The organism is Ralstonia pickettii (genome assembly GCF_030582395.1).
In the GTDB taxonomy this organism is placed as follows: Bacteria; Pseudomonadota; Gammaproteobacteria; order Burkholderiales; family Burkholderiaceae; genus Ralstonia; species Ralstonia pickettii_D.
In genome coordinates this window covers 1,753,687-1,770,406 of the sequence record NZ_CP104381.1, presented here as the reverse complement: position 1 = coordinate 1,770,406, position 16,720 = coordinate 1,753,687, and the positions used below count along the sequence as shown (strand labels likewise).

The window sequence follows — 16,720 nt, the reverse complement described above, 5'->3', positions numbered from 1 at the left end:
AAAGAAAACCCCGCGCTCGAGTGCGCTGTAGTCCCTGTAATCCGAGCGCCCACATTAGGAGTCGCGTCACGAACGTGCTCGAGAACAAGAAGAACGTGCGGGCCGTTCTTGCCGAACTCGCTGTGAGCCACGTTAAGCCGTTCGTTGATCTCATCGCGGATGATTTTTCCTACCGGAAAGCACTGCGAAGAAGTGCACGCATCGAAAGCTTTAGCGGCAGTGAGTGTGCGGTTTTCTACGGATGACTAATCAATCCACCTTCGATACCGCGCCGGCGTCATCCCCAATTGCTCCTTGAACGCCTTGCCGAACGCCGCCTCCGATTGATAGCCCACACGTGTGCCAATTTCGCCCACGCTGAGCCTTGTATGGACCAACGTTTCGCAGGCCAGCGTCATGCGCACACGCGTGAGGAAATCCCATACCGTCATGTCTGCCCGCGCCTTGAAGTGTCGCGCGTAGGTAGCGCGTGACATGGCCGCCAGATCGGCGAGGGCGTCGATGGTCCACGCACGTTCGGGCGCGCTGAGCATGGCCTGTATGGAGGGGCCGAGGCGCGCGTCCGACAGCAGCGTCAACGTGCCTGGGCTCGCGTTTTCTCGCTGACCATAGGCGCGCAGGGCCATCGTCAGCAAAGCCTGGCTCAGGGAGGTGACGATCGCCAGCGCGCCCGGTGCGCGCGTTTCGGCTTCGTCGCGCATCAGCCCAATGAGTGCTTGCAGCGCCGTAAATGACGCACTATCAGTCAATGACACATGCAACGGATCGGGCAGCGTGCGCACAAGCAGCGTGGTCGAGCCGTGCTCGTGAACGAAGCGGCCGCAAAGCAGATCGACGTCAGCCGCGCCCCGGCCGGTTTGACGAAGCGGCAGCATGCCGTCGTGCGATGTGCGTGGCTTGGCGGTGGGCGCCTCTTTGCTGACCGGGTCGTGAATTGTGTGTGCTTCACCACGCGGAAACAGGATGAAATCGCCCGCGCGCAGCGTGAGCGTGCGGCCGCCGGTGTCGACCCGGCAACAGCCTGACAGCACGAGGTGGAACGGCGCTTGACCATTCGGATCCGGAGCGTGCGGGATCGAGAATCGCCCCTGGAACAGGCAGCGCAAATCGAGGCTGGCCTGCGGCCGGGTGAGCTGAATGAATTGACTGAGCGCGTCCATGAGACGATTTCGACAGAAATTGCGTTGATTGAGTATTCAACGAATCACGCATCAAGACAATACTCTTTCCAAGGGCGCCGACACAGGGTTAGCGCCACACCACCGGAGCACATCATGCTGAACTGGGTCGAGTATCGGAAGGAATTGCTGGGGCGCATTGGCGAGATTGGTCAGATCACGCCGGACACCGTCAAGGGCTACAAGACGCTGTCGGCTGCCACGACGGGTAGCCTTGACGCGAAGACGCGTGAGCTGATCGCGCTGGCCGTGGCGGTGACCACGCGCTGCGACGGCTGTATCACGGTGCACACCGCCGAGGCGCTCAAGCACGGCGCAACACACGAGGAGATTGCCGACGCGCTGAGTGTGGCGATCTCGCTCAATGCCGGGGCAGCCTTGGTGTATTCCGCGCGCGTGATGGATGCGGTGCAGGCCTACGAGAAGGCCTGAGCGCGTAGGCTACCGGGCGATCCGCAGACGGCAGGTGGCTTGCCGCGCCTCGCCGGGTGCGAGCAGGTGCAGGCCTTCGCCATGGTGGATTGCATTCGGCAGGCCCATCCATGGTTCGACGCAGTAGAAGTCCGACGTGGCGTTTTCCGTCCACGTGGTGATGGCGTGCCAGGGCACCGGCGCGCCGTCGACTTCGAAACGAATGCGACGGCCGAGCGGTGCTCCCGGGTGCGGCGGAATGACCAGCGTTGCAGCGCCAGCTGCATCGAGCAGGTGATAGCGGTCTTGCAGCGCCGGGTCGTCGAGCTGGTAGTTCCCGCGGCCGGGCTCGGGTCGGTCGAGACTCCCATCCGGCAGCTGTCGCGACAGCCGCGACGGCGGCATCAAGAGTTCGGTCGCGCCGCGCAACGCATGCGGTAACGCCAGGTAGAAATGATGACCAGCGTAGAACGGCATCGTGGCATGCGCGTCGCCTTCATCCAGATGCTTGACGGAGAAGGTCGCCTCCAGCCCATCGTGAATCAGCCGGTACGTCACGCGAAACTCAAAGGCGAACGGATAGCCTTGACGCGTCTGGGGGCTGTCGCGCAGCAGCAGGACGATGTGCGCGTCGCTTGCGTCTTCCACCTCGAACGGCAAGTCGCGTGCAAAGCCGTGTTGCGGCAGCTCGTGAAGTTGCCCGCGCGCGTCGCGCCAGCGGCCGACTTCGCCGTCGACGAAATGTCGGCCGATAAAGGGGAATAACAGCGGATTGCCGCCACGCACCTTGGCTGGATTTGTCCAATCGGCCGGTTCGGGCCAAAAGAGAATGTCTTCGCCGCGATGGCGCCAGCGCACCAGCCGCCCGCCGGCCTCCGGCGCGAGCAGCAGCATGGAGCCTTCGGCGTGGGGCTCACCAATGCGGATGAGCGTGCGGTCCTGGAAGCTGGCGGTGGGCAGGTCGTACATAGGCAGGGCAAGGTGGCTTGTTGGCATGGGAATCGCGTACTAGATTGTCAATGCGTTTTGCCCGGAGGGAAACCATGTCCGTCAATTGCGTGCTGCCCGCACATACTGTTCCCCCACCCGATGAGCCTTCACCGCCGGGGATCCCACCCGATCTACCATCGCCCGATGAGCCACCGCCGCCAGTCGAGCCACCGGAGTGGTCGCGGCGGTAATCTGCTGTTACCAATCGTCACAGCTTTGCGGCAAGCGGTTCGTAAGATAAGCGCCAGTTCTCGCGCGACTGCGCGTTTCTACAACAACGATACGAGCCCAAACATGTCGATTCTTCCGCGTCTGACCCTGTGCGCTGTACTGGCGGCCTCTCTGGCCGGTTGTGTCGTGGCGCCGACGCAGCCCACGCGAACGGTGGTGGTGCGTGAGCCGGTTCCGGTTCCGGCGCCTGCACCGGTGGACCCGCGCGCGCGCTTTGATCAAGTGCAGGGCCGCCTGGCGGAAGAATTCCATCGTGTCGACGTTCGCCAATCCGAGGGCTACATCGATCCGTACCGCGCAGACGGCCTGCGAGACCGCCTGCGCCGCATTCGCCAGGAAGCCAACGACATGGCCAGCCAGCATCGCGGCGGCTTGTCCGGAGACGAGCAACGCGCGCTGAACGACGAACTCGGCGCGGTGGCGCACGATATCGGACGCTAAGCCGCTTTTTCTTCTGCTCCTCTCATTCGCCGATGTTGCGTCGCAATATCGGCGAAATGCATTGTTGCGCGGCCTTGCATGCGCAGCCGTTGGAAGCTGATACGCTTGCGTTCCTCCTGAACGAGCAAGCCCGACGCCGATGCTGCCTCCCGCAGCCGGTTCTGGCCTTGTGCCGTGCGAAAGATCATCCACTGCGACTGCGACTGTTTTTACGCTGCCATCGAGATGCGCGACGATCCGCGCCTCGTTGGCAAGCCGCTGGCCATCGGTGGGCGGCCTGAGCGCCGCGGCGTGGTCGCAACCTGCAACTACGAAGCGCGCAAGTTCGGCATCCATTCGGCGATGCCCATGGCGCAGGCCGTCAAGCGTTGCCCGGACTTGCTGATCGTGCCGCCGTCCATGGAGAAGTACCGCCAGGTCGCGCGCCAGATCTTCGCCATCTATCACAGCTATACGCCGCTGGTGGAGCCGCTCTCGCTGGACGAAGCGTATCTGGACGTGACCGACAGCCCGTTGCTCGCGGGCAGCGGCACCCGCATCGCTGAAGACATCCGCCGCCGCGTGCGCGAAGAGATCGGCATTACCGTATCGGCCGGCGTTGCACCCAACAAATTCATCGCCAAGATTGCCAGTGACTGGAACAAGCCCGATGGCCTGTTCGTCGTGCGGCCGGAGCAGATCGACGCGTTTGTGGCGGAGTTGCCCGTCGACCGCCTGTTCGGCGTGGGCAAGGTGACGGCGGCCAAGCTGCGTCGCCTCGGCGCGGAGACCTGCGGCGACTTGCGCGCCTGGGGCACCGACCGCTTGCAGCAGCATTTCGGGGTGTTCGGTTTCCGGCTGCATGACCTTTGCCGCGGCATCGATCATCGGCAAGTGCAGCCTTCGCAGATCCGCAAATCAGTCAGCGTGGAAGAAACCTACGCCACCGATCTGCGCACGCTCGATGACTGCCAGCGTGAGCTGAGCGTTCTCGTCGAGCAGCTGGCCGCCCGCGTCGAGCGCGCTCGCGCCGGCAACATGATCCACAAAACCTACGTCAAGCTTCGTTTTGCCGATTTTCGTGGCACGACGGTGGAATGCATCTCGCCGCAGGTGTCCTTGCCGGTGTTCTCCAAATTGCTCGCGCAAGGGTTTGAGCGTCGCGGCATTCCCGTCCGGTTGCTGGGCGTGGGCGTGCGGTTATACGAGTCCGACGCGCATGCGCGCCAGCAACCGCTGTTTGCCGAAGACCCTGCTGCCGCCGATTGAGATTGAACCGCTCGACCCGCCAATCGGGTACGAATTGTCCTATTTTCCTGTCTGCATCATGGCGATAGAAGGGCGGAATGTCGCCTGCGGGTAGAATGCCCGCTTTTTTGCATAATCCGCCGCCGCGCATCACACGTGCGCGACAGTGCATGCCGTCACATTCGGCCGCACGCAGACAGGAGACGCAGTCAATGAGTTTGTTTCGCACCAAAAACGTGGATCACATGATCCGCGCGGGCCACAGCGATACCGGCCTGAAGAAAGTCCTCGGACCCCTCGACCTGACATTGCTTGGTGTCGGCGCCATCATCGGTACCGGTATCTTCGTGCTGACCGGCACCGGCGCGCTGACAGCGGGGCCGGCGCTCACGCTGTCTTTCATCGTCGCGGCGCTGGCCTGCGGTTTTGCCGCGCTGTGTTACGCCGAATTTGCCTCGACCATTCCCGTGTCGGGCTCCATCTATACGTATGCCTACGCCACGATGGGCGAGTTGGTCGCCTGGATCATCGGCTGGGATCTGATGCTCGAATATGGCCTGGCCACATCGGCTGTTTCGGTGGGCTGGTCCGGCTATTTCCAGTCGCTGCTTTCAGGCTTCGGCCTGCATCTCCCGGTGGCGCTCACGGCCGCGCCTGGCGCGATTCCGGGCGTGCAGACTCTGTTCAACCTGCCGGCGCTGGTAATCATGCTGCTCATCACGACGTTGCTGTCGTTTGGCATTCGCGAATCGGCCCGCGCCAACAACATCATGGTGGCCATCAAGGTGACGGTGGTGCTGCTGTTCATCGTCGTGGGTGTGCGCCATGTGCAGCCGGCCAACTGGCAGCCGTTCATGCCGTTCGGCATGGAGGGCGTGTTTGGCGCTGCGGCCATCGTGTTCTTCGCGTTCATCGGCTTCGACGCGGTGACGTCCGCGGCCGAAGAGGTGCGCAATCCCAAGCGCGATTTGCCGATTGGCATCATTGGTTCGCTGGCGGTGTGCACGATCCTCTATGTGGTGGTGGCCGCGATCATGACGGGCATCGTGCCGTTCGCGAAGTTTGCGGGCGTGGATCACCCGGTGTCGCTGGCGCTCCAAGTGGCCGGTGAAAACTGGGTGGCGGGCTTTGTCGATCTGGGCGCCATCATTGGCATGACGACCGTGATCCTGGTGATGGCGTACGGTCAGACGCGCATCATCTTCGCCATGTCGCGCGACGGCCTGCTGCCCAAGCGTCTGTCGCACATTCATCCACGCTACTCGACGCCGTTCCTCAACACCTGGGTGGTGGGGATTGTCTTTGCGCTGATCGCCGCATTTGTTCCGCTCAATGTGCTGGCTGAACTGATCAACATCGGCACGCTCGCCGCCTTCTCGTTGATCGCCGTGGCCGTGCTGGTGCTGCGCCGGACCCGTCCGGACCTGCATCGCGGCTTCCGCTGCCCTGGCGTGCCAGTGGTGCCGCTGCTGGCGATCGGCCTGTGCCTGTTCCTGATGAGCCAACTGCAGGCTGTCACCTGGATCGCATTTGTGGTGTGGGTCTTGATTGGCTTGGTGGTGTACTTCGGCTACGCGCGCCGTCGTTCGCTGCTGCACGGTTTGGAGCCCGGACCGGCACCGGTTTCCGAGACGGTGCACTGATCAAAAACGCGCGCCCATTCCCTGACGACATGGCTGCCACGCAGCCAAACACTGTCGTTCGGGCCGCCGACTGAGCAGAACTGGCCTCAGTCGGCGAGAAACTATTACAACGCCGGTGTATTGCGTTCAATCAGCGCACTTTATAGGGCACGGTTTTCAGCGCTTCCGGCACTGACATCAAGGTGTCGCAATCCGTGTGGTTGCATTAGCGCGCGCACTTAGGCTTCGTATCCGGCACGGGCCTTGCATGTGCCTTTTGCTTTGCTCAGCGGGCACGTGCGCGACCCTGACAAAAAAGCATAGCTTCGACCGCGGGCCTCCCAAGGCCTGATGCCGCCTGGGATGGCGGCTTCAAGCCGCCGCTCGCTGGCTGCTGCGCTGCGAATAGCGCTCGCACGTGCATCGCAAGCTGTGGTTAAAATGATTTGCGCAGCCAGACACAATGTCTGACGAAACCTTGCCGGCCCCCCCGCACGGTTTCCACGCAACAGCGTGTGCGTTGTTGTCCATTGCAATCGGAGGGCTTTGACGATGGAAATCAAGTTCGAAAAGAAAGAGGCGTACGACATCAACAACGAAGGCCTGCTGTTCGACGCACTCGTCGACGGCGAAAAGGTGACTTGCGTGGCAACGCGTGAGGCGCTTTGGGAGGGCCTGGAAGGTGATCAGGTGTTGTCGCTTCAGGCAGCCTTCGAGGCTGGTCAAGAGCGGATCCAGGATGCCGCGCGCGTACTGATTGCTGACGGCGTGCAGCGATCTCACGGATTGGAGGATTTGCCGCAACCGGTCGTGGTCAAGCGCGCGCATATAGCCGTGGTTTGAGTCCGTTCGATTGCTCGCGTAGACATCGGCTTGGCCGATGACTCTGCATGGCGGACACCGTGTCCGCCGCCTGAAGAAAGCCGGTCCCTGTGACCGGCTTTTTTCATGGCGCCGCATTTTCCCGACTTGACAAGACCGCAATCCGACCAGATGATTAACATGTTAATTATGTGAGAGAGAGAACGAGCAATGCGGCGAGCCAGAGTGATATTGCCGGACGGCCGGATACGGGAAACCGTGTTTTCGTCTTCCGTGGAACCCGCAAATTCCTGGCACTGGCTGCCGCCGGTCGAAGGCACGGTCGTCGGGACCTTGCTCAACTACCGCGGAGAACTCGATGCATTGGGTGACGCGCTGTCTGCGCCGCCTTACCAGGCACCGCCCAAGGCGCCCATTCTGTATCTCAAGCCCGCCAACACCCGTATCGGCCATGGTCATGATGTTGTGCTGCCGGCAGATGTCGATGGCGTCTGGGCGGGTGCTTGCCTCGGCGTGGTGATTGGGCGGACTGCCACGCGGGTGCCTGCGCGGCGCGCTGCAGACTTCATCGCCGGCTACACCATCGTCAACGACCTGACCGTGCCACACGCGAATTACTACCGGCCTGCGATCCGCCACAAGTGCCGCGATGGTTTTTGCCCGATGGGGCCATGGATGGTTGACCGCGACGATGTGCCGGACGCCAATGCGCTGGATATTGCCGTGCGCATCAATGGCGAGATCAAGCAACGTACCAACACATCGACGCTGGTGCGGCCTATCGCGCAACTCCTTGCCGACGTGACGGCCTTCATGACGCTCGAAGCGGGCGACGTGCTGCTCGTTGGCATGCCGGAGCATCCGCCGCTGGCGCGGGCAGGGGATTGCATCGATATCGATATCGCCCACATCGGCACGCTCACGACAGCACTGATCCGCCACGCACAGGAGGCCTCGCGATGAAGCACGCGCGTATTGCCTATGACGGCGCGATCCATCAAGCCGCGGCCATGCCCGGCGACGATTCCCACCTGCGACTGGCAGACGGCCGCGTCTTGCATGAAAGCGAGGTCGTCTGGTTGCCGCCGGTGGTGCCGCGCACGGTTTTCGCGTTGGGCCTGAACTACGCCGACCACGCAAAGGAGCTGGCCTTCAAGGCGCCCGAGGAGCCGCTTGCGTTCCTGAAAGGGCCCAATACGCTGATCGGCCACCGCGCCCACACCGTGCGCCCGGCTGGCGTTGCATTCATGCACTACGAATGCGAGCTGGTCGTGGTCATCGGCAAGACCGCGCACGATGTGCCGCGCGAGCACACCTATGAATACGTGGCCGGTTATTCGGTGGCCAACGACTACGCCATCCGCGACTATCTCGAGAACTACTACCGCCCGAACCTGCGGGTGAAAAGCCGCGACACCTGTACGCCCATCGGCCCATGGCTGGTCGACCGAGACGATGTGCCTGAACCGATGAATCTGGCACTGCGGACCACCGTCAACGGCCGTGTCACGCAGGAAGGCAACACGCGCGACATGATCTTCGACGTTCCGACGTTGATCGCGTGGTTCTCCAGCTTCATGACGCTCAGCCCTGGCGACATGATTCTCACCGGCACGCCCGAGGGGTTGGCTGACACGCGACCCGGCGACGAAGTCATCACCGAAATCGAAGGCATCGGCCGGCTGGTAAGCACCATCGTTGCCGAAGAACCGAACAAGGAGCCCGCATGAGCCGCGTCAACATGGACCCAGTCAAGCATTGGATCGACGGCCGCCAGGTCGACAGTGCCGAGCGTTTCGTCACGACCAATCCGGCCACGGGCGAGGCCATTACCGAGGTGGCATCGGGCGGTGAGGCGGAGATCAACGCGGCGGTAGCGGCGGCCAAGGCGGCATTTCCGGCCTGGGCCAACACGCCGGCCAAGCAGCGCGCCAAGCTGATGCGCCGACTCGGCGAGCTGATCGAGCAGAACGTGCCGCACTTGGCCGCGCTGGAGACGATGGACACTGGCCTGCCGATCGCGCAGACGAGCAAGCAGCTCATTCCGCGCGCTTCCGATAACTTCCATTTCTTCGCTGAGGTGTGCACGCAGGTCAATGGCCGCACGTATCCGGTCGATGACCAGATGCTCAACTACACGCTGTATCAGCCGGTGGGCGTTTGCGCGTTGATCTCGCCGTGGAACGTGCCATTCATGACCGCCACCTGGAAGGTCGCTCCGTGCCTGGCGCTGGGTAATACGGCCGTGCTGAAGATGTCGGAGCTGTCGCCGCTGACAGCGGATCAATTGGGCCGCCTGGCCTTGGAAGCCGGCATTCCGCCCGGTGTGCTCAACGTGGTGCAAGGCTATGGCGCCACGGCCGGCGATGCGCTGGTGCGTCATCCGGATGTGCGGGTGGTGTCCTTCACCGGCGGTACGACGACCGGCAAGCGCATCATGGAGCGCGCCGGCCTGAAGAAATTCTCGATGGAGCTGGGCGGCAAATCGCCGGTGCTGGTCTTCGACGATGCGGACCTGGATCGCGCGCTGGATGCGTCGCTGTTCACCATCTTCTCCATCAACGGCGAACGCTGCACGGCCGGCTCGCGCATCTTCGTGCAAGAAAGCGTCTACGACGATTTCGTGCGCAAGTTTGCCGAACGTGCCAAGCGGCTTGTGGTGGGCGACCCGGCGGACGAGAAGACCCATGTCGGCTCGATGATCACGCGCGCGCATTGGGAGAAGGTTACGGGCTACATCCGTCTGGGTGAACAGGAAGGCGCGAAGATTCTGGCCGGCGGCGCGGAGAAGCCCGTTGGCCTGCCCGGCCACCTGCAGAACGGCAACTTCGTGGCGCCCACGGTGCTGGCCAATGTCGACAACCGGATGCGGGTGGCGCAGGAAGAAATCTTTGGCCCCGTGGCTTGCCTCATCCCGTTCAAGGATGAGGCCGATGGCCTGAAACTGGCCAATGACGTGGAATACGGTCTGGCCTCGTACATCTGGACGCAGGATGTGGGCAAGGTGCACCGTGTGGCGCGTGGGATCGAAGCCGGCATGGTCTTCGTCAATAGCCAGAACGTGCGCGACCTGCGGCAGCCTTTCGGCGGTGTCAAAGCGTCCGGTACCGGGCGTGAGGGCGGCGAGTACAGTCTCGAGGTGTTTGCCGAAATCAAAAATGTCTGTATCTCGATGGGCAGCCACCATATCCCGCGCTGGGGCGTTTGACGCGCCGCCGGACGCACCATAACGAGGGCGGAAGGAGACACCATGGGCAAGCTGGCCTTGGCCGCAAAGATCACCCACGTGCCGTCGATGTACCTGTCAGAACTGCCGGGCAAGCACCATGGCTGCCGGGAGGCGGCCATCGAGGGCCACCGCATCATCGGACAGCGTTGCCGCGATCTGGGCGTGGACACCATCGTCGTGTCTGACGTGCACTGGCTCGTCAATGCCGGCTACCACGTCAATTGCAATGCACGCTTCGAAGGCGTCTACACGAGCAACGAGCTGCCGCATTTCATCAAGGACATGCGATATGCGTATCCCGGGAATCCGGGGCTGGGTCGATTGATTGCAGAGACGGCAACGGCGCGCGGCGTGTTCACGCGTGCGCACGAGATCAACAGCCTCGAACTCGAATACGGCACGCTGGTCCCGATGCGGTACATGAACAGCGACCAGCACTTCAAGGTCGTGTCGATTGCCGGGTGGTGCGCGTGGCACCAACTGGAAGAAAGCCGCCGCTTCGGCGCAGCGCTGCTCGAGGCCATCGTGGCCAGCGACAGCACCGTCGCATTTCTCGCCAGCGGATCGCTCTCGCACCGTTTCAACGACAACGGCAGCCCCGAAGAATCCATCCACCAGATCAGCCGCGAGTTTTTCAGGCAAGTCGACCTGCGCGTGGTCGAGCTCTGGAAGCAGGGCGACTGGAAGACCTTCTGCGCGATGCTGCCCGAGTACGCATCGCTGTGCGAGGGCGAGGGGGGCATGCACGACACAGCCATGTTGCTCGGGCTGCTTGGCTGGGATGCCTATGACAGGGGCATCGAAGTCGTCACCGAATATTTCGCCAGTTCCGGCACTGGCCAGATCAACGCGATCTTCCCGCTGCCCGGACGTGAACAAGTTGAAGCCTGAGGAGGTCGCCATGCCGCACGTCATTGTCGAATACACCGACAACCTGGGCGACGACGCCCGCATTCCGGAATTGCTGCAAGCGATGAACGAAACGCTGATGGCGCAGAACGGCGTATTTCCGACTGGCGGTATCCGCTCGCGCGCCATCAAGCTGACCGAGTACCGCGTGGCCGACGGCAAAGAGGACGACGCTTTCGTTCACGTCACGTTCAAAATCGCAGGGGGTCGCACGCCTGAGGTCAAGAAGGCCGCCTGCGACGCGCTGTTCGAGGCGATCAAGGCACATTTTGCGCAGGCCTTTGCGCGCCGTTATCTGGCGCTGTCGATGGAGTTGACCGAGTTCGACGAGGGCGGCAGCTACAAGCACAACAACATCCACGCGCGTTTTCGCAAGGCTTGACGCATGCTCGACACCACGATCATCCAGACCATCGCGCGTCGCCTGCATCAGGCCGAGATCGACCGCAGGCAGATCCGCCAGGTCTCGCTTGACCACCCCGACATCACCATCGAAGACGCCTATGCCATCCAGCGCGAATGGGTTGCGATGAAGCTGGCAGCGGGGCGACGCTTGAAGGGCCACAAGATCGGATTGACATCACGCGCCATGCAGCAGTCTTCACAGATCGACGAGCCCGACTATGGTGCGCTGCTCGATGACATGTTCTTTGCCGAGGGGAGCGAGATCCCCACCAGCCGCTTCATCGTGCCGCGTGTGGAAGTGGAACTCGCCTTCGTGCTTGGCAGGCGCTTGGAGGGGCCGGAGGTGACGCTGTTCGATGTGTACGACGCGGTGGATCACGTGATACCGGCCTTGGAGATCATCGACGCACGCTCACAATCGATTGATCCTGACAGCGGGCGCCCGCGTAAGGTGTTTGACACCATCGCCGACAATGCGGCCAATGCTGGCGTCGTGATGGGCGGCCGTCCCATCCGCATGCGCGATGTGGACCTGCGCTGGGTGAGTGCCATCTTTTCGCGCAACGCCGTCATCGAAGAGACAGGCGTGGCAGCCGGCGTGCTGAACCACCCAGCGAACGGCGTGGTTTGGCTGGCCAACAAGCTGGCGCCGCACGGCGTCGCACTGGAGCCGGGCCAGGTCATCCTTGGCGGTTCATTCACACGGCCCGTGCCCGCGCGGGCCGGTGATACATTCCATTGCGACTACGGTCCGCTTGGCAGCATCGCCTGCCATTTCGTCTAACTGTCTAACGCCCAAAGGATGTCCTGGCCATGCAACTCCCGGTGAACAACTTCAAGCGAGCGTTGGCGGAGCGCCGGCCGCAGATTGGATTGTGGCTCGCAATGGCGCATCCGTACCCGGCAGAGATTGTGGCCGGGGCTGGTTTTGACTGGCTACTGATCGACAACGAGCATGCGCCGAATCAACTGCAATCGACGCTTGCGCAATTGCAGGCGGTTGCGCCGTACGCCTCGCATCCCATCGTGCGGCCGGCCTGGAACGATCCGGTCGAGATCAAGCGCCTGGTAGACATCGGCGCGCAGACGCTGCTTGTGCCGATGGTGCAGAACGCCGACGAGGCGCGTGCCGCCGTCGAAGCGATGCGCTATCCCCCGAACGGTATTCGCGGCGTTGGCAGTGCGTTGGCGCGAGCATCACGCTGGAACCGTGTGGACGATTACCTCCACCAGGCCGATGCGCAGATGTGCACGCTTATCCAGGCTGAAACGGCAGAAAGCCTGGAGCATCTTGACGCGATGCTTGCGGTGGACGGCGTAGACGGCGTCTTCATTGGCCCGGGCGACCTCGCCGCGTCCATGGGGCATCTTGGGGCGCCGGGGCATCCGGAAGTCCGCGAGGCGATCGACGGCGCGATTCAACGCATCGTTGCGTCAGGCAAGGCGGCGGGCATTCTGTCGGCCGATCAGGCGCAGGCGAAGCACTACCTGTCGCTGGGTGCGACGTTCGTTGCGGTGGGCACGGATGTCACGTTGCTGGCGCGCAGCGCAGAGCAACTGGCCAAGGCATTCAAGGGAGACGACGCAGCCAGTCCCCAGCCCCCCACAAGTGTGTATTGACGGGCATTACTCGTCGCCGATGAAGCGGCCCATGGGCGTGTGCGTTTCCATGACCTGGATCGACTCATCAATGGCTGCGTAGAGTGCATCGAGCCGCGCGCGGCCCAACTGTGCTTCGATGCGCGCGTATTCCGCATCCACCTGCGGTTCAACGTCGGCCAGGAACTGGCGGCTTTTGGGTGTGAGCGAAATCACCTGGCGGCGCTGATCCACCGATGACTTCGTACGCACGATCATTTCGGACTGCTCCATTGCCGCCAGCATGCGCGTCAGGCTTGGGCTCAGGATCAGGCATGCATCGGCGAGTTGGTTGGGCTCCATGTCGCCGGTATCGTTGAGCGTACGCAGCACGCGCCATTGCTGCTCGGTGATGCCGCGCTCGCGCAGGATCGGGCGAAAGCGCGCCATGAAGGTCTCACGCGCGCGCAGCAGGAGATGCGGCAGGTTGCGGTGCTTGAAGGCGGAAGCCATGCAGGGCGCTCCTTATGCGCTGCGCAAGGCGGCGACCACGGGCGTGTGGTCCGACGGCTGTTCCCACGTGCGTGGCACCCGATCGATATGGCACGACTCGCACAGCTTGGCCAGTTCGGGCGACAGCATGATGTGGTCGATTCGCAGGCCCGCGTTGCGCTTGAAGCCGAACATGCGGTAGTCCCACCACGAAAACAGCTTGTCTTCCTGCTCGAACATGCGAAAGGCATCGACCAGCCCCGCAGCTTGCATTGCACGAAACGCCGCGCGCTCTTCCGGCGACACCAGATTCTGCCCCTCCCACTTTTTCGGGTCGTGAACGTCGCGATCTTCCGGGGCGATGTTGAAGTCGCCCAGCAGCATCAGCCGCGGGTTTGCTGCCATCTCGCTCGTCAGCCACGCCTGCAGCGCTTCCAGCCAGCGCAGCTTGTAGACAAATTTGTCGGAATCAAGCGCCTGTCCGTTTGGGATATATGCAGAAATCACGCGGACCGGGCCACCGTCCACGTCATATGTGGCGGCCACGATGCGCTGCTGGTCGTCGGTAAAGCCCGGGATGTTCTTCACTACATCGCGGCCTTCGGGCACAGAGGCCTTGCGCGAGAGGATGGCAACGCCGTTGTACGTCTTCTGGCCTGTGAACAACGACGTATAGCCCGCTGCGTCCAGTTCGGCGAGCGGATAGCGGTCATCGGGCAGCTTGAGCTCTTGGAGGCAGAGCAGGTCGATGGGCGTGGCGTCGGCTTCGCGCTCAGCCAGCCACTGCAGCACGTGCGGTAGGCGCACCTTCAAAGAGTTAACGTTCCAGGTTGCGACGCGCATGAGGGCTCGGTCCTTGCAAATGGCGACGGCGCGCACTTTGGCGCCGTTCAGGGGTGCGATATTGTGCCATCAAGTGCTGCGGGCCCGAATGAAAACGCCGCTTCGGCACCAAGCGCGAAGCGGCGTTGTCACGGCTGGCCCAGCAGGCCGTTACGCGGCTTCCGCCACCATGCCGCCATGGCGCAGCAGTGCATCGATGCTGGGAGCGCGGCCGCGGAAGGCCGTGAACGATTCGATGGCCGGGCGGCTGCCGCCCACGGCCAGCACTTCACGGCGATAGCGCGCGCCGGTTTCTGCATCCAGCACCGAGCCGCCCAGCTTGCTGGCCTCCTCGAACGCGGCATAGGCATCTGCCGACAGCACCTCGGCCCACTTGTAGCTGTAGTAGCCCGCCGCATAGCCGCCCGCAAAGATGTGGCTGAACGTGTTCGGCCAGCGCGACAACTCGGCCTGGGGCACCACGTGGAAGCGATTGTTGATCTGGCGCGACAGCTCCAGTACCGACGTCGCGCCCTTCGGGTCGAAGTCCGTGTGCAGGTGCATGTCGAACGTCGAGAACACGATCTGGCGCAGCGTCGCCATGCCGTTCTGGAAGTTCTTCGCGGCCAGCATGCTGTCGTACAGCTTGCGAGGCAGCGGTTCGCCGGAATTCACGTGGCGGGTCATGCGCGAGAGCACTTCCCATTCCCAGCAGAAGTTCTCCATGAACTGCGACGGCAGCTCCACCGCATCCCATTCAACGCCGTTGATGCCCGATACGCCCAGCTCATCCACCTGCGTGAGCATGTGGTGCAGGCCGTGGCCGAACTCGTGGAAGAGCGTGATGACCTCGTCGTGGGTGAACAGCGCGGGCTTGTTGCCGACCGGGCCGGAGAAGTTGCAGGTGAGGTAAGCCACGGGGGTTTGCACACCCGCATCGCCCAGCAGCTTGCGGCCGCGCGCGTCGTCCATCCATGCACCGCCACGCTTGCCTTCGCGCGCATACAGGTCGATGTAGAACTGTGCGAGCAATTCACCCTGGGCAGATTCGACGCGGAAGAAGCGGACGTCCGGGTGCCATACCTCGGCCGCCTCCGGCAGGATCTTCACCGAGAACAGCGTCTGCACGACGTTGAACAAGCCATCCAGCACGGCAGGTTCCGGGAAGTACTGCTTCACCTCCTGCTCGGAAAACGCGTAGCGCGCTTCGCGCAGCTTTTCCGACGCGTAGGCCATGTCCCACGGTTCGAGCTTGTCGATGCCGAGCGTGGTCTTGGCGAACGCCTGCAACTCTTCCCAATCCTTCTCGGCAAACGGACGGGCGCGGTCAGCCAGTTCCCCCAGGAACCGCAGCACCTCTTCGGGCGAGTCGGCCATCTTCGGCACCAGCGACACTTCGCCGAAATTGCGATAGCCCAGCATGTGCGCTTCTTCGGCGCGTAGCGTGAGTTGTTCGGCCATGTTGGCGGTGTTGTCCCACTCGGCCTTGCCGCCGCCGTACTGCGCGCCCAATTCGGACGCACGCGTGACGTTGGCTTCGTACAGCGTGCGGCGCAATGCGCGGTCGTCCGCGTATTGCAGCACCGGGAAATACGACGGGAAGTGCAACGAGAACTTCCAGCCGGTCGCATCAGGATTGTCGCGGCGTGCCGCTTCCTGTGCAGCCTGCTTGGCGTCGTCGGGCAGGCCGGCGAGGCGCGCTTCGTCGTCGATGACGAGTGCGTAGGCGTTGGTCGCATCCAGGACGTGGTCGCTGAAGGCCTTGGTCAGTTGCGCCTGCTGCTCCTGGATGGCCGCAAAGCGCGGCTTCTGGTCTTCGGGCAGCTCCGCGCCGCCCAAGCGGAAACCGCGCAGTTCGTTCTCAAGCAGCTTCTTGCGCGCGGGCGACAGCGTGGCGTATTCCGCGCTATCGGCAATCGCCTTGTACTTCTCGAATAGTTCCAGATCCTGGCCGAGGCCCGACCAGAATTCGGTCACGCGCGGCAGATTGGCGGCATGCGCTTCACGCAGCTCGGGCGTGTCGGCGACGGCGCTCAGGTGGCTGACGATGCCCCAGGCGCGGCCCAGCGGTTCGGTCGCGTCTTCGAGTGCGGTGACGACGGTGTTCCAGCTGACGGGCGTGGCCGGGTCCTTGACCTGCGCCACCGCCGATGCGGCACGCTCGAGCAGCACGTCGACGGCCGGAGTGATGTGTTCCGGGCGGATGTCCGCGAAGCGCGGCAGACCAGAAAAATCGAGCAGCGGATTGTTGGCCGGAGTGGCAACCTTAGGCGAAATGTCGGTCATGGCGGGCTCGGTAGAGAATTTCGGGGACAAAAAAAGCGTCCGATCCAAGAGGTGGGGACGCTTTTTCCGTTTCCAAC

The 16,720-nt window shown here is 63.0% G+C and carries 18 protein-coding genes; 13 read left to right on the top strand and 5 right to left on the bottom strand.

Features of this window, described 5'->3' with window-relative positions:
• Nucleotides 1–74 precede the first annotated feature (74 nt).
• Nucleotides 75–245, top strand: coding sequence for a hypothetical protein (locus N5B55_RS08465; protein WP_304537897.1), 171 nt, complete (start codon nt 75–77; stop codon nt 243–245).
• Here N5B55_RS08465 and N5B55_RS08460 read toward each other — a convergent pair whose 3' ends face one another.
• On the bottom strand, nt 246–1,160 hold the full coding sequence (locus N5B55_RS08460) for an AraC family transcriptional regulator (RefSeq protein WP_304537896.1): 915 nt from the start codon (nt 1,158–1,160) through the stop codon (nt 246–248). It abuts the gene before it with no gap.
• Nucleotides 1,161–1,274: 114 nt separating this feature from the next.
• Here N5B55_RS08460 and N5B55_RS08455 point away from each other — a divergent pair, with 114 nt between their 5' ends.
• Entirely contained in the window at nt 1,275–1,610 is a 336-nt protein-coding gene (locus N5B55_RS08455; RefSeq protein ID WP_178960210.1) for a carboxymuconolactone decarboxylase family protein, read from the top strand.
• Between the two features lie 9 nt (nt 1,611–1,619).
• On the opposite strand, the gene N5B55_RS08450 is transcribed toward N5B55_RS08455, so the two are convergent.
• The gene (locus N5B55_RS08450) at nt 1,620–2,558 is read right to left on the bottom strand and encodes an aldose epimerase family protein (RefSeq protein ID WP_304539777.1); all 939 of its coding nucleotides are present in this window, start codon (nt 2,556–2,558) and stop codon (nt 1,620–1,622) included.
• A gap of 315 nt (nt 2,559–2,873) precedes the next feature.
• Between N5B55_RS08450 and N5B55_RS08445 the strand changes: the two genes are divergently transcribed.
• The 11 genes from N5B55_RS08445 (at nt 2,874) to hpaI (ending at nt 13,085) form a co-directional block, all read left to right on the top strand.
• Nucleotides 2,874–3,251, top strand: coding sequence for a hypothetical protein (locus N5B55_RS08445; protein ID WP_009240813.1), 378 nt, complete (start codon nt 2,874–2,876; stop codon nt 3,249–3,251).
• Nucleotides 3,252–3,425: 174 nt separating this feature from the next.
• Entirely contained in the window at nt 3,426–4,499 is a 1,074-nt protein-coding gene (gene dinB / locus N5B55_RS08440; RefSeq protein WP_304537895.1) for a DNA polymerase IV, read from the top strand.
• Nucleotides 4,500–4,690: 191 nt separating this feature from the next.
• Nucleotides 4,691–6,121, top strand: coding sequence for an amino acid permease (locus N5B55_RS08435; protein ID WP_304537894.1), 1,431 nt, complete (start codon nt 4,691–4,693; stop codon nt 6,119–6,121).
• Nucleotides 6,122–6,652: 531 nt separating this feature from the next.
• The gene (locus N5B55_RS08430) at nt 6,653–6,943 is read left to right on the top strand and encodes a DUF1488 family protein (protein WP_009240810.1); all 291 of its coding nucleotides are present in this window, start codon (nt 6,653–6,655) and stop codon (nt 6,941–6,943) included.
• A gap of 189 nt (nt 6,944–7,132) precedes the next feature.
• Complete coding sequence (locus N5B55_RS08425) at nt 7,133–7,885, top strand: fumarylacetoacetate hydrolase family protein (RefSeq protein ID WP_154206918.1); 753 nt, start codon at nt 7,133–7,135, stop codon at nt 7,883–7,885.
• On the top strand, nt 7,882–8,652 hold the full coding sequence (locus N5B55_RS08420; protein ID WP_304537893.1) for a fumarylacetoacetate hydrolase family protein: 771 nt from the start codon (nt 7,882–7,884) through the stop codon (nt 8,650–8,652). The genes N5B55_RS08425 and N5B55_RS08420 overlap by 4 nt, the downstream gene beginning before the upstream one ends.
• Nucleotides 8,649–10,130 (top strand): 5-carboxymethyl-2-hydroxymuconate semialdehyde dehydrogenase, encoded by a 1,482-nt coding sequence (hpaE, locus tag N5B55_RS08415; protein ID WP_304537892.1) that lies wholly within the window; start codon nt 8,649–8,651, stop codon nt 10,128–10,130. Before N5B55_RS08420 ends, hpaE begins: the two co-directional genes overlap by 4 nt.
• Before the next feature lie 42 nt (nt 10,131–10,172).
• Complete coding sequence (hpaD, locus tag N5B55_RS08410; RefSeq protein WP_009240806.1) at nt 10,173–11,042, top strand: 3,4-dihydroxyphenylacetate 2,3-dioxygenase; 870 nt, start codon at nt 10,173–10,175, stop codon at nt 11,040–11,042.
• A 10-nt stretch (nt 11,043–11,052) separates the two neighbouring features.
• Nucleotides 11,053–11,442 carry a 5-carboxymethyl-2-hydroxymuconate Delta-isomerase gene (locus N5B55_RS08405; RefSeq protein ID WP_009240805.1) on the top strand — a complete coding sequence of 130 codons (390 nt, stop codon included), beginning with the start codon at nt 11,053–11,055 and terminating at the stop codon, nt 11,440–11,442.
• Nucleotides 11,443–11,445: 3 nt separating this feature from the next.
• On the top strand, nt 11,446–12,249 hold the full coding sequence (hpaH, locus tag N5B55_RS08400; protein ID WP_304537891.1) for a 2-oxo-hept-4-ene-1,7-dioate hydratase: 804 nt from the start codon (nt 11,446–11,448) through the stop codon (nt 12,247–12,249).
• 29 nt (nt 12,250–12,278) lie between these two features.
• Nucleotides 12,279–13,085, top strand: a complete 807-nt coding sequence (gene hpaI / locus N5B55_RS08395; protein ID WP_304537890.1) for a 4-hydroxy-2-oxoheptanedioate aldolase — start codon at nt 12,279–12,281, stop codon at nt 13,083–13,085.
• 6 nt (nt 13,086–13,091) lie between these two features.
• Here hpaI and hpaR read toward each other — a convergent pair whose 3' ends face one another.
• The 3 genes from hpaR to N5B55_RS08380 all read right to left on the bottom strand — a co-directional run bounded on the left by hpaR (nt 13,092) and on the right by N5B55_RS08380 (nt 16,643).
• On the bottom strand, nt 13,092–13,556 hold the full coding sequence (gene hpaR / locus N5B55_RS08390; RefSeq protein ID WP_009240802.1) for a homoprotocatechuate degradation operon regulator HpaR: 465 nt from the start codon (nt 13,554–13,556) through the stop codon (nt 13,092–13,094).
• A gap of 12 nt (nt 13,557–13,568) precedes the next feature.
• Nucleotides 13,569–14,378 carry an exodeoxyribonuclease III gene (gene xth / locus N5B55_RS08385; protein WP_012762108.1) on the bottom strand — a complete coding sequence of 270 codons (810 nt, stop codon included), beginning with the start codon at nt 14,376–14,378 and terminating at the stop codon, nt 13,569–13,571.
• Between the two features lie 150 nt (nt 14,379–14,528).
• Nucleotides 14,529–16,643, bottom strand: a complete 2,115-nt coding sequence (locus tag N5B55_RS08380; RefSeq protein ID WP_304537889.1) for a M3 family metallopeptidase — start codon at nt 16,641–16,643, stop codon at nt 14,529–14,531.
• Nucleotides 16,644–16,720: the final 77 nt, after the last annotated feature.